Annotated in this window: 12 protein-coding genes; 9 read left to right on the top strand and 3 right to left on the bottom strand. The window is 40.0% G+C overall.

The features are described from left to right. The first annotated feature begins 4 nt into the window (after positions 1–4). The 5 genes from rpsB to frr all read left to right on the top strand — a co-directional run bounded on the left by rpsB (position 5) and on the right by frr (position 4407). Positions 5–838, top strand: a complete 834-nt coding sequence (gene rpsB / locus R2Q80_RS21320) for a 30S ribosomal protein S2 (protein WP_047799011.1) — start codon at positions 5–7, stop codon at positions 836–838. Positions 839–968: 130 nt separating this feature from the next. Then, positions 969–1814: a translation elongation factor Ts gene (tsf, locus tag R2Q80_RS21315; RefSeq protein WP_316801556.1), complete on the top strand. Its 846-nt coding sequence runs from the start codon at positions 969–971 to the stop codon at positions 1812–1814. A 136-nt stretch (positions 1815–1950) separates the two neighbouring features. Then, the gene (gene nagA / locus R2Q80_RS21310) at positions 1951–3045 is read left to right on the top strand and encodes an N-acetylglucosamine-6-phosphate deacetylase (protein WP_316801555.1); all 1095 of its coding nucleotides are present in this window, start codon (positions 1951–1953) and stop codon (positions 3043–3045) included. A gap of 60 nt (positions 3046–3105) precedes the next feature. Continuing rightward, on the top strand, positions 3106–3810 hold the full coding sequence (gene pyrH / locus R2Q80_RS21305; protein WP_047799014.1) for a UMP kinase: 705 nt from the start codon (positions 3106–3108) through the stop codon (positions 3808–3810). A 33-nt stretch (positions 3811–3843) separates the two neighbouring features. Further along, the gene (frr, locus tag R2Q80_RS21300; protein ID WP_047799015.1) at positions 3844–4407 is read left to right on the top strand and encodes a ribosome recycling factor; all 564 of its coding nucleotides are present in this window, start codon (positions 3844–3846) and stop codon (positions 4405–4407) included. 67 nt (positions 4408–4474) lie between these two features. On the opposite strand, the gene R2Q80_RS21295 is transcribed toward frr, so the two are convergent. Beyond that, the gene (locus R2Q80_RS21295) at positions 4475–5005 is read right to left on the bottom strand and encodes an OmpA family protein (RefSeq protein WP_316801554.1); all 531 of its coding nucleotides are present in this window, start codon (positions 5003–5005) and stop codon (positions 4475–4477) included. 88 nt (positions 5006–5093) lie between these two features. Then, a complete protein-coding gene (locus R2Q80_RS21290) occupies positions 5094–7565 on the bottom strand; it encodes an ATP-binding protein (RefSeq protein WP_316801553.1) in 2472 nt (823 codons plus the stop codon). Between the two features lie 194 nt (positions 7566–7759). On the opposite strand from R2Q80_RS21290, the gene R2Q80_RS21285 reads away from it, so the two are divergent. From R2Q80_RS21285 to rlmN, 4 genes are all read left to right on the top strand, one after another. Then, a complete protein-coding gene (locus R2Q80_RS21285) occupies positions 7760–8449 on the top strand; it encodes a YafY family protein (RefSeq protein WP_316801552.1) in 690 nt (229 codons plus the stop codon). Positions 8450–8519: 70 nt separating this feature from the next. Beyond that, on the top strand, positions 8520–9080 hold the full coding sequence (locus R2Q80_RS21280) for a DinB family protein (protein WP_082120630.1): 561 nt from the start codon (positions 8520–8522) through the stop codon (positions 9078–9080). A gap of 92 nt (positions 9081–9172) precedes the next feature. Next, positions 9173–10150, top strand: a complete 978-nt coding sequence (gene rluF / locus R2Q80_RS21275; protein WP_316801551.1) for a 23S rRNA pseudouridine(2604) synthase RluF — start codon at positions 9173–9175, stop codon at positions 10148–10150. A gap of 88 nt (positions 10151–10238) precedes the next feature. Next, on the top strand, positions 10239–11294 hold the full coding sequence (gene rlmN, locus R2Q80_RS21270; RefSeq protein WP_316801550.1) for a 23S rRNA (adenine(2503)-C(2))-methyltransferase RlmN: 1056 nt from the start codon (positions 10239–10241) through the stop codon (positions 11292–11294). Between the two features lie 2 nt (positions 11295–11296). Here the strand turns inward: rlmN and R2Q80_RS21265 are convergent, their stop codons facing one another. After that, positions 11297–12595: a protein kinase gene (locus R2Q80_RS21265; protein ID WP_316801549.1), complete on the bottom strand. Its 1299-nt coding sequence runs from the start codon at positions 12593–12595 to the stop codon at positions 11297–11299. Positions 12596–12685: the final 90 nt, after the last annotated feature.

The raw sequence follows: 12685 nt of genomic DNA, 5'->3' as shown, positions 1-12685 counted from the left end.
GACAATGGCAAGAACAACTTATCAAGACTTATTGGATGCAGGTGTACACTTTGGTCACCTTACCCGTAAATGGAATCCAAAAATGGCTCCTTACATTTTCATGGAGCGTAATGGAATTCACATTATAGATTTAAATAAAACCTTAACTAAAACTGAAGAAGCTGCGGCTGCGATCAAACAAATCGTAAAATCAGGACGTAAAGTTTTATTTGTTTCAACAAAAAAACAAGCAAAAGGAATCGTAGCTGAGCAAGCTAAAAAAGTAAACATGCCTTTCGTAACTGAACGTTGGTTAGGTGGTATGTTAACTAACTTTGCTACAGTACGTAAGTCAATCAAAAAGATGTCTAACATCGATAAAATGACTAAAGACGGTACTTATGCTATCTTATCTAAAAAAGAGCGTTTAATGATCCAACGTGAGCGTATTAAATTAGAATCACTTTTAGGTGGTATCGCTGATTTAAACCGTTTACCTGCAGCGTTATTCTTAATTGATGTTAAGAAAGAGCACATCGCGGTAACTGAAGCGTTGAAATTAAACATCCCTACTTTTGCGATGGTTGATACTAACTCTGATCCTTCTAACATCGATTTCCCAATTCCTGCGAATGATGATGCTACAAAATCTATCTCTTTAATTACTGATGTAATTATCAAAGCGATTGAAGAAGGTTTAGATGAGCGTAAACGCGAAAAAGATGATGAAGCTGAAAAAGAAGCTGTAGCCGTTAAAGCTGCTGCTGATGCTCCTGAATCGAAAGAGCCAAGACGCAAAAAAGCTGCTGAAGCGGAAGTGGAAGCATCTTCATCAGAAGAAACTAAAACAGAAGAATAGTCATATTTTTTAAATTACAGGTTACTGGTTTCAGGTTTTAAGTTGGCTTAACATGAGTTTAACTTGGCACTTGTAACTTGTAACCTGTAGTTGTTATAAACAAGATTGTAAATTTTAAAAAAGAAATAAAATGTCTACAGTACAAATTACTGCCGCAGATGTAAATAAACTACGCCAACAAACTGGTGCTGGTATGATGGATTGCAAAAAAGCTTTAGTTGAAGCTAATGGCGATTTCGAAGCAGCTGTTGATTTATTGCGCAAAAAAGGTCAAAAAGTATCTGCCGCCCGTTCTGGTAATGCTACTTCTGAAGGTCTGGTATCAATCGCTGTTTCAGCTGACGGTACAAACGGTAAATTAGTTGCTTTAGCTTGCGAAACTGAACCAGTTTCTAAAGTAGAAGATTTCCGTAATCTTGCTCAAGCTGTTTTAGCTGCAGCTGTTGCTAACAATCCTGCTTCTGCAGAAGAATTATCAGATATTGCATTAGAAGACGGACGTACGGTTGCTGAAACTATTACTGAACTAACTGGTAAAATCGGTGAGAAAATCGTTATCCAGGAATATGCAAATATCTCTGGCGAAAAAATCGTTTCTTACATTCACTCGAACGGTAAAATGGGCGTTTTAGTAGTATTCGAAGGTGCTAATGGCGCAGATATTACTGAAGCTGGTAAAGATGTTGCAATGCAGATTGCGGCAATGAACCCGGTTGCTGTTGATAAAGATGGTGTTGATCCGGCTACAATCGAGCGCGAAATTGAAATCGCTAAAGATGTAATCCGTCAGGAAGGTAAACCAGAAGAAATGGTAGAAAAAATCGCTGCCGGTAAATTGAATAAATTCTACAAAGACAGTACTTTATTAAACCAGGAGTTTGTGAAAGACAGTTCGGTAGATGTTCGTAAATTTTTAGATAACACCGCTAAAGGTTTAACAGTAACGGCTTTCAAACGTGTTCAATTAGGTGCATAGGCATCCCTAACATATTAAAAGGTTCCAAGAAATTGGGACCTTTTTTTTTGCCCAAAATTACACAGAATCTTTTTGACATTCATTGCCACACATTTTATCCTGAACTGATTAACTTTAGGATCTATACAAAACACCTATGCTTAATATTTCAAATGCAAAGTATTACCGTGATGATACTATAAACTATGCCAAGCGCATAGCTATAGAAGATGGAAAAATTACCTCAATCGAGAATGCAGAGTCTATAAATCCTGAATATCTGGTTGTTCCAGGGTTCATCGACTTACAGATATATGGTGCAGGAGGAAGGCTTTTCTCAGCTGAGCCAACCATTGAATCACTGACCATTATGGAGGATGATTTGTTAAGAAAGGGAACTACCGGATTTTTGGCCTGTATGGCAACAAACTCTCCTGAGGTTTTCAAGGAGTGCATTAATACAGCAAAATCCTTTGCAAAACAGGCCAGGAATTTCCTTGGCTTGCACCTTGAAGGGCCCTATTTAAATCGTAAACGATTGGGTGCACACATACCCGAATTCGTACGTATGGCCAGCTTAGATGAGATAAAAGAATTACTGGACCGCGGAGATGGGGTAATCAAAATGATGACCATCGCTCCTGAATGTCAGGATGAAAAAGTCATACAATATTTACTGGATCATAAAGTCCTTGTTTCTTTAGGCCATAGCGACGCAAGCTTTATTGAAGCCACCATGGCATACGATAATGGAATCAAAACCACCACTCACTTATTCAATGCGATGAGCCCCGTTCATCACCGTAAACCTGGAATTCCAACCGCCTTTTTTAATCACCAAAAGGCCATGGCGAGTATCATAGTTGATGGAGAACACCTGGACTATGAAGTAGTTAAAATTGCCTACAAATTATCAAAAGGACGACTGTTCCTCATCACAGATGCAGTTACGCCCTGCAACATACCACCATACCAACATATCCAGAAAGACAATAAATTCGTAATGCCTGATGGTACGCTTTCAGGCTCATCATTAACGATGTTAAAGGCACTTCAAAACTGCGTAAATCACTGCAATATTGAGGTACCTGAGGCAATCAAAATGAGCAGTCTTTATCCTGGAAAACTAATAGGTGGTGAGGAATATTCAGGAAGCATTGAAGTTGGAAGCGAAGCAAATCTTCTACTGCTGAATCAAAACCTCGAATTACAGCAAGTAATATTTAAGGGTGAAAGCATCTCAACGAAATAATTACATCAATTATTTAAAAGCATAGCTAGGTATTAAAAAAATGTTAATATTTTTGAAGTCATGAAATACAAACGCATCCTATTAAAGCTTAGCGGAGAATCGCTAATGGGCGACAAACAATACGGAATTGATAATGAACGTGTTAAGCAATATGCAGAAGACATCAAAGCAGTGCACGACAAAGGATTAGAAATTGCAATTGTTATTGGGGGTGGAAATATTTTCAGGGGCTTAAGTGCTGAAAAAAGCGGAATGGACAGGGCGCAGGCTGATTACATGGGTATGTTAGCCACTGTAATTAATTCGATGGCCCTTCAGGATGCACTGGAAAAAGTTGGGATTAAAACCAGGTTACTCACCGCGATAAAAATGGAGCAGATTTGTGAACCATTTATCCGCAGGCGCGCAGTACGTCACCTTGAAAAAGGACGTGTAGTAATTTTTGGCGCCGGAACAGGAAATCCTTATTTCACAACTGACTCTGCCGCTGCACTTCGTGCGATCGAAATCAAAGCCGATGCAGTATTGAAAGGAACCCGTGTTGATGGTATTTATACTGCAGATCCGGAAAAAGATCCTACAGCAACCAAATATGAAGAAATTTCGTTTAGAGAAGTTTACGCAAAAGGCTTAAACGTAATGGACATGACGGCCTTCACACTTTGTGAAGAAAACCAGGTTCCAATTATTGTGTTTGATATGAACAAGCATGGTAACTTCATGAAAATAGCCAACGGTGAACAAATAGGCACAGTGGTTAAATAATCTTAAAACTATTTCTATAGATATACACACATTATGAATGAGCTCATACAATTACAACTAATGGATGCACAATCTTCGATGGACAAAGCGATCGATCATTGTGAAGCCGAATTAACAAAAATTAGAGCTGGAAAGGCTTCTGCTGGTATGCTCGATGGAATTTTTGTTGACTACTATGGTGCAGCAACTGCATTGTCGCAAGTTGCAAGTATCAATACACCAGATGCACGGACCATTGTCATTCAACCCTGGGAAAAATCACTTTTAACTGCAATCGAAAAAGCTATCCAGGTGGCTAACATTGGCATCAATCCTCAAAATGATGGTATTGTAATCCGCTTAGTGGTACCACCGTTAACTGAAGAGCGTAGAAAAGACCTGGTTAAAAAAGTAAAAGAAGAAGCTGAACGCGGACGGATCACTGTTCGTAATATCCGTAAAGATGCCAACAGCAAAATCCAGAAGCTAAAAGGCGAAGGCGTATCTGACGATGAGATCAAAACCGGCGAAGGAGAGGTACAAAAGCTAACCGACGCGTATATCATCAAAGTGGATAAACATGCCGAATTGAAAGAGAAAGATGTAATGACGGTTTAATTAAACTGCCTGATATAAAAAATGCCAGCTCAACAGCTGGCATTTTTTGTTTATAACAATAACGAAATTAGTTCTGAACCTTGATTTCCGTTCTTCTGTTCATAATCCTGCCTTCTTCTGTATCATTGCTGGTAATCGGCTCTTTCTCACCGTGACCAACAATGGTAAATTTATCTGCACTTAATCCGGCGTTTACAAAGTAAGATTTTACAGCGTTAGCCCTGTCGATAGATAACGACATATTATGCTCCGGGGTACCCTCTGCTGAAGAATGTCCGTTTAATACGAATTTTGTATTGGGAGATTTTTTCATCTCACTTACCGCTTTATCAAGAATAGAGAATGAGGAAGTTTTTAATACAAATGAATTGAATTCAAACTGAATATTATCTAAATTAAAATCAGGCTTCTGAACTGGTGCCGCTTCTTCAACTTCTTTCTCTACAGGTGCTGTTTTTTTGGTTTCCACAGGCGGAGTTGGTTTTGCAACAGGCGCAGGTGCAGGCTTGGTAACCATCTTTTTTGTTTTACAAGAATACATGCTAATGGTGAGCAATCCGGCAATTAACGTAAGGAAGATTTTTTTTGTGAAATTCATTTTAAAATGGGTTTTAGATTTGAATTGTGTGTTTAACCAAACATACAATTTTATGGTTATAGTATATAACGATTTTTTTTCAGAGAACTTATACCACAAATGTCATGTCCTCAATCGCAATAATGAGGATGTCCAGCTGACCGATTTGAGTGACCATCTCCGTCTTGGTATGGTCAGTCAGGCCCTTTTCCGCTACTTCGATTTCTAGCAATCGAAAGGCATTTGCCAGCTTAGCAGCACCCATTTGTGCTATCCTGCCTGCAAGGCGATGTACAATTAAACGGCACTTATCGCGATTGTTTTCAACCATCAACCCTTTTAATTCCCTGGAGTCATCCTTACAATCCTGTTTAAACCGGTTAAGAATCTTTTCCAGCATTTGCTGATCACCGAAAGTCATCTTTTCCAGCGATGATAAATCAAACTCAACGTGTTCCTCCGGTATTTGCTTCTTCTCAAAAATCGAAAGCAGATCAACAGCACGGAAAGGCTTCATAATCAATCCGTCAAAGCCTTCACTCAAGACCATTTCACGTTCTTCAGGTAAAACCTGCGCGGTGATGGCATAAAATTTAACAGTATCTGGCAGCTTCTTCTTCAATATATGGCAAAGCTCTAAACCAGTCATTTCCGGAAGCCGCATATCAATCAACACAAACTTTAATTCCGGATCAACACTTTCACGGAGTATATCAGCTACCTGATTAAAATTTTTGTAAGGAATTCCATGTCTATCAAATATCAACCCGCAAAGATCAACAATAAGCTTATCATCGTCGATCACCCAAACTGTTCCCTGATTTACAATCGTATATTTTTGTGGATCAGATACGTCGTCAATTTGCTTTGGTGCTTGTGTGTAGGTTAAATAAATATTGAATGTCGTTCCTAAACCCAGTTTACTTTTTACGTGTATTCTACCTCCCTGTGCCTCAATTAACGATTTAACAATTGGTAAGCCCAACCCTGTTCCCGTTTGATTCAATACATATTGCTCCGGAGATTCAATTTGTTCGAATTCATTAAATATCCGCTCCATATCTTTTTGTTCAAAACCAATACCTGTGTCCTTCACCGTAAAATGGAAGTGTAAATGATCTAACTGTTTCTTGATCGATACCGTTAAACTGATCTCGCCCCTCAAAGTGAATTTCACCGCATTTCCCAACAGGTTAAACAAAATTTGTTTCAGCCTGAAAGCATCGCCGTTTACAAACTCAATATCGCCCAGATCCAATTGAACGTTTAGCGTGAGTGATTTCTGCTCAGCCAAAGGCTGCACAACAGATATCACTTCATCGAGAATTTTACGGATATTAAAGGGTTGATTATGAAACTTGAATTCCCCTGAAATGATGCGGTTATAATCCAGCACTTCATTCACAATCTGAAGCAAGTGTATCGAAGAGTGGTATATGGCGTTCACATCCTTTTTATTTGGATAGTCCTGCTGCGCGATCAGTTCGGCATAACCCAGAATAGATTGTAAAGGCGTCCTGATCTCATGGCTCATGTTCGATAAAAACCGCTGTTTAGCTTTTCCATGATATTCAGCCTCATCTTTAGCCTGCTCTAATTCCTTTCTATACCGGTTACTCTTTGTAATATCAGTCAAAATCAAATACAACAAAATCACAGTAAGTAAAAAGAAGGTAATGATAATGGCTGTAATCTGGGTAATCCCATCGTTTACCACCTCCTTTGCCTGTATGCCGTTAAGGTCTACCTGTGCCACAGCCTGCCCTTCCACCTCCCTTAAAATCTGCAGAATTTGATTGGTTAGCGCATTACTCGCATTAGATAGATCAGCTTCACGCTTTAAAAACTTCTGACTTTTCTGACGCTGTTCCAGCTCAATATTTTTCAGTGAGCCAGTCATACTTTTCATAATACTATCTTCCGCCTTCGCATTAAGCGTGTCGCGTTTTACCTTAAATTCTTCATTGATGATTTTGTACACGTCGGCTTTTTTCTTTCCGAAAAGTTTGCTCAAAAAGCCCCTTGACTTTTCCTCTTCCTCTGGTGCAACTGTAGTCGTAGAAGTAGTCGTCTCTGTGGTTAGAACCGCACTATCGGTTTGTCTCGCACGGGATGCAACAAGTTCATTAAGTTTCTCTACCTCATCAGAAAATGATTTTGTATTCACCAGGGTCTCCCGAACCTGCAAATATGCAATAAACTGTTTATCGCGCTGTACAAGTAAATTTTTGATTGATTTGATTCTTTTTAGTTGCAGCGAGTCGTCACTGTAAAGTTTGCGTAGTGTATCTAAACTCGATCTCAACCTTCTGGATTCCCTTAAAAAGTTGTAATTACCTTGTTTATTGAAAGCTTCATCACGCTGTAACTGGTCGAGTCTGGCAATTTTGTGTGACAGGTCATTCACAATGCGTAAGCGATCATTTGGCGCAGAAATTTCTTCAACGGTACTCAACATCCGCGTAAAGGCGAATTTGCTGATTCCCCAGGCCATCAACAAAGCAAAACAGGCAAATAAAAATCCTATAATTACTTTTCCTTTTACGGCCCTGAAAAATCGTTTTTGAATTGCGGCTGCCATGAACTAAAAATTGTGTCTCAATAGCTAAACGAAAGTTTAACGATAAGACAATTCTGCTCCATTCACACAAATAACATACCAAGGAAATATGATTAAGACTCACAGACCTGAGCTGCAGTGATTGCTTCGTGAATTATAGATAATCATCCGACTTATCTCCGGTAATTTTTTTAATTTTAATCAAGCCAAAACACATGAACCGTATCGACCGCCTTTTCGGCATATTAACTTTACTTCAATCCAGGAAATACATCACCGCAGAAAAGATTTCAGAGCGGTTCGAAATCAGTGTGCGTACCGTGTATCGCGATATCAAATCCTTACAAGAACAAGGCATACCCGTTAGCTTTGAACAGCCCAAAGGATATTTCCTGGTTCAGGGATACTTTCTGCCTCCCGTTTCTTTCAACATGGATGAAGCAAATGCCTTCCTGCTGGTAGAACGCCTTGTAAATGGTTTTGCAGATCAATCCATCCGTTCACATTATGCTGCAGCACTCACTAAAGTGAAGGCGGTATTAAAAACCACTCAAAAAGAAAAGCTGGAGGCGATGAATCAGCACATTAAACTGCAGATCCCGGAATGCCTGACCTTCAATTACCAATACCTTTCGCTTATTCAACATGCTATCTCCGAAAACCAGATGCTTCGGCTGGAATATAAAAATGCAAAAGAAGAAGCAAGCCTGCGGGAAGTAGAACCTATTGGTTTGATTTTCTATGCCTTTAGCTGGCACCTGATTGCCTGGTGCCATTTCAGGAACCAATACCGGGATTTTAATCTTACCAGAATCGTCTGCCTGAAAAATATTGAAAAAGCTTTCATTAAAAAACAACATATCCCATTAAGTGAATATATGAGTATGCTACCTGTAAATTACTAATTCTTTTTTTCACACTGCCATAGGGTTGTCACTCACCCCCATTTCCTTTGTAGAAACAAACGCTAAAAGCATGAGCATAGCCGATCTATTATTAATGGAAATGAACACAATCGAAAAACTAAATCAAAAGAAAATGGATATTATTAAAGCATTATTGAAAGAACTGGAATCAGAATTCAATACCACAAAAAAATTCCTTACCCTGGTACCAGAGGACAAATTTGATTGGGCGCCACACGAAAAAAGCATGAAACTTAAATCGCTGGCCAGCCACATTGCCGAACTACCCTCCTGGATCAGTTTAGCAATCAATACCGATGGACTGGACTTTGCCACTGCTCCATATGAAGAGAAAAAAGTGAGCAATAATGCCGATCTGATTCAAATTTTGGAAGAAAGTTATTCAAGTGGCAAGAAAGATCTGGAAAGTGCCAATGAAGGTGAATTTGATAAACAATGGATCCTGAGAAATGGAGATCAGATTCTCGGAGATATGACTAAGTATGAGATGATCAGGGTTGCCTATAGTCAAACTATTCACCACCGTGCACAATTAGGGGTTTACCTAAGGCTACTCAATATTCCAATTCCGGGCAGTTATGGCCCAAGTGCCGACGAACAGAAATTTTAGATCAGCCTTATTAATATAAAGAACATCAGCGAAAACCTGGTGTTCTTTGTGTATTTGTAGTGATACAGAATTTATTTCCGTAAAATTGCATTATGAACAACAATGCGGCTACCCGTTTAAACAAATTCATCAGCGAGAGTGGGCTGTGTTCGCGCCGTGAGGCCGATAGGTTTATTGAAAAAGGAAATGTTTTTATAAACGGTAAACGGGCCAAAATTGGCGACCAGGTTTATGCTGGCGACAAAGTGATGGTTAACGGGCACAATATAGAGCCTAAAGAAGAATCAAGCTTCGTGTTGCTGGCGTTCAACAAACCTGTTGGCATTACCAGCACTACAGAATCAAACGTAAGAGACAATATCGTAGATTACGTCAATTACAGTGAACGGATTTTCCCGATCGGGCGGCTGGATAAAGATTCCCAGGGACTTATTTTCCTGACCAACAACGGTGATATCGTTAACAAAATACTTCGTGCGGGAAATAAGCACGAAAAGGAATATCTGGTAACGGTAAACAAGCCGCTTACCGAAGACTTTATTTTCGAAATGAGTAACGGTGTACCCATCCTGGGTGTGAATACCCGTAAATGTAAAGTTCGCCAGGTCAGTAACTATGTATTTAACATTATCCTGATCCAGGGACTTAACCGTCAAATCCGCAGAATGTGCGAGCATTTTGGTTATGAGGTAACCAAACTTGAACGTACCAGGATCATGAACATCAGTTTAAAAGGTATCCCTACGGGCGAATTTCGTGAGCTCTCAGAAGATGAACTGAGCGGCATTATGAAAAGCGTGGAGAAATCATCTTCAGAAGTATCTTCAAAAAGCAAAAAACCATCGGTTAAAAAACCGGGGCTGCAGGACGATATCCCCGAACTTCGGGAATCTAAACCGAAAAAAACAATCAAGAGCACACAAAACACCGGTCAGAAACCAGGCGTTAAAAAAAGTACAAGTCATTCAACTTCAAAATCTGCAGGTAAAAACAGCTCAACCAACAGAAATGCACGTCCCTCGAAAGGCAAAAGCGGACCAAAACAAAATAGCAGAGGCAGAGGAAGATAGCCTTTAAAATGTAAAATTCTGAGCGGCAACACTTTGCTTTCTGTTTTCGCCTTTCAGCTTAAAAGCTTTTTGAGTACCTTTGCAGCAAATGGTAACAGCTAAGAAAATCGATATCCGCTCACTGGATTTGCCTCAATTACAACAGCACCTTGTTGCAATGCAACAACCTGCGTTCAGGGCTAAGCAAATCTATCAGTGGTTATGGGAAAAATCCGCAACCAACTTCGAGGAGATGAGCAACCTTTCAAAAGACTTGCGCAAAGCTTTGGATGAAGGTTTTACCATCAATGCTGTTCAGGTCAACAACTCCCAGTTCAGTAACGACCATACCATCAAGAATACTTTTCGCCTGGCCGATGGAAACATTGTTGAAGGCGTTTTAATCCCACTTGAAGACCGTATGACCGCCTGTGTGAGTTCGCAGGTTGGTTGTAGCTTAACCTGTAAATTCTGTGCAACGGGATATATGGATCGTAAACGTAACCTAAATGCCGATGAAATTTATGATCAGGTCGTTTTAATCGATAAGCAGGCAAAACAGAACTATAATAACCCCCTAACCAATATTGTTTATATGGGTATGGGCGAGCCACTTTTAAATTATGCAAATGTTTTAAAGTCTATCGACCGGATTACCGCTCCAGACGGACTGAACATGAGCTATAAGCGCATAACAGTTTCTACAGCTGGCATTGCTAAGATGATCAAGAAACTTGGCGACGATGGTGTTAAATTCAATCTGGCATTATCACTTCATGCGGCAGATGATAAAAAGCGAAATGAGATTATGCCGATTAATGAGGCCAACTCATTAAAATCATTGGCTGAAGCATTAAAATATTATTTTGCAAAAACCAAGAACCCGGTTACTTACGAGTACATTGTATTCAACCATTTTAATGATGAAATTTCTGATGCGATGGATCTGGCAAAGTTCTGTAAACATATCCCTTGTAAGGTCAATCTGATCGAATACAATCCGATCTCTTTTGCCGATTTCACGAATGCCGAAGGTGATAAAATTGATGCATTTGCAAACTACCTGAAGAGTCAGGGCATCACCACCAATATCCGTCGCAGCCGTGGAAAAGACATCGATGCAGCTTGCGGGCAGTTAGCGGTAAAAGAAGAAGCCAGCAGTTAATATCACAACACACCCAGTTCTTTCACTATTTGCTTAAAGCCTGGTCGATCATTTTGATTGATAGCTAAACACCTGTCTCTGATTAAACAAACAGCCTGATAGGCTTCAAACTCATCTCTGGTTATGGAAAGTAAATCATCCAGCAAATAGCCATATGCTTTTACTTCAATTCGTTCAAGAGAAAAGGCTGTTTCGTCATTGCTCCTGTTGTAAAAGGAGGCGGCGCCAAAATCACCAAAAAGCGTTTTACCGGACGGATCAACCAGGATATTATGCGCATACAAATCTCCGTGAATAATACCCTTACTGTGCAAATGCAAGCCAACATCGGCAATTCGCTTTGCAATTTCCAGCAGCTGCTGAGCTGAAAGAGTTACTTCATCTTCAAAAATGTCCCTCGTACAGCTGTCCAGACTCGGAGGCCTTCCCAAGTTAAAGAACTCCTGAGGAATCAATTCCATCACCACCCCGTTTCTGTCCTCGTGGCTGAAATGAATCTTACCCAACAACTTTACAATAGCCGGGTGAGCACCAGCAGCGATATATGCCCTCATCTCATCCTGTGGGTAACCATCACTAGTTACATTACCCTTAAAAATCTTTACTGCAGCATCCTGCAGTAAATCTGCCACCAGTAAAGAAGCGCGGTAAATGGTACCCGAGGCACCCTCTCCCAGCATATTCATCAGGGTGATCTGTTCAACATCAATAGTTGCTAAATCAGGAAAGTCTGTTGCGTTCTGTTGTATTTCATTTCCTGAAAATGCCAGCCAGGCTAACCCTGGCATTGAAATCAACCACTGAGGTAAATGATCCAGGCGATTAGCTGAAATCCTCAGCAACGCTAAGTTCCGGCAGTTTACCAGCGACTCAGGTAATGCAGTAAGCTGATTACCGGCAAGCATCAGCTTTTGCAGATGCACGCAATCACCAATAGACGATGGCAAATCAGTAATCCTGTTATTGGTAAGAATCAGCCATTTCAAGTTTGCATTAATCGCCGCAGGGCCGATGTGTTCAATCTGATTAGATTTGAAACCAGCAATACTGAGCACTGGGCAATCACTTAAAACGTCTGGTAAACTTGTGAACAGATTATCCGAAGCAAAGAAAACCCTCAACTTGCTGAGTCTTCCGAAATCATCAGGTAAACGGCACAACTGATTACCAGAAAGATCCAGATATTCCAGCGTTTCTGCCAACGAAAAAATCTCCAATGGAAATTCAGTGAGGCCTTCAGATAATTTTAAAGTAGTGGCACCCTGAAGTTCCCCTGATGATAACTGTACTAGCGTTTGCAAAATATAATGGTTTGAGTTAAGCTGCGAAGATAAAAAATATTTATCCGGAAGTCAGCACAGAATATGTGTATTAAAATCCCCAGAGTGCTA

This window comes from Pedobacter frigidisoli (assembly GCF_032678525.1).
Taxonomy (GTDB): domain Bacteria; phylum Bacteroidota; class Bacteroidia; order Sphingobacteriales; family Sphingobacteriaceae; genus Pedobacter; species Pedobacter frigidisoli_A.
The sequence above is the reverse complement of the archived record's forward strand: the minus strand, read 5'-3'. Positions and strand labels throughout refer to the sequence as shown.

Coding starts and splice junctions, on each gene's coding strand:
- rpsB (WP_047799011.1), top strand. CDS start 5: ATGGCAAGAACAACTTATCAAGACTTATTGGATGCAGGTGTACACTTT.
- tsf (WP_316801556.1), top strand. CDS start 969: ATGTCTACAGTACAAATTACTGCCGCAGATGTAAATAAACTACGCCAA.
- nagA (WP_316801555.1), top strand. CDS start 1,951: ATGCTTAATATTTCAAATGCAAAGTATTACCGTGATGATACTATAAAC.
- pyrH (WP_047799014.1), top strand. CDS start 3,106: ATGAAATACAAACGCATCCTATTAAAGCTTAGCGGAGAATCGCTAATG.
- frr (WP_047799015.1), top strand. CDS start 3,844: ATGAATGAGCTCATACAATTACAACTAATGGATGCACAATCTTCGATG.
- R2Q80_RS21295 (WP_316801554.1), bottom strand. CDS start 5,005: ATGAATTTCACAAAAAAAATCTTCCTTACGTTAATTGCCGGATTGCTC.
- R2Q80_RS21290 (WP_316801553.1), bottom strand. CDS start 7,565: ATGGCAGCCGCAATTCAAAAACGATTTTTCAGGGCCGTAAAAGGAAAA.
- R2Q80_RS21285 (WP_316801552.1), top strand. CDS start 7,760: ATGAACCGTATCGACCGCCTTTTCGGCATATTAACTTTACTTCAATCC.
- R2Q80_RS21280 (WP_082120630.1), top strand. CDS start 8,520: ATGAGCATAGCCGATCTATTATTAATGGAAATGAACACAATCGAAAAA.
- rluF (WP_316801551.1), top strand. CDS start 9,173: ATGAACAACAATGCGGCTACCCGTTTAAACAAATTCATCAGCGAGAGT.
- rlmN (WP_316801550.1), top strand. CDS start 10,239: ATGGTAACAGCTAAGAAAATCGATATCCGCTCACTGGATTTGCCTCAA.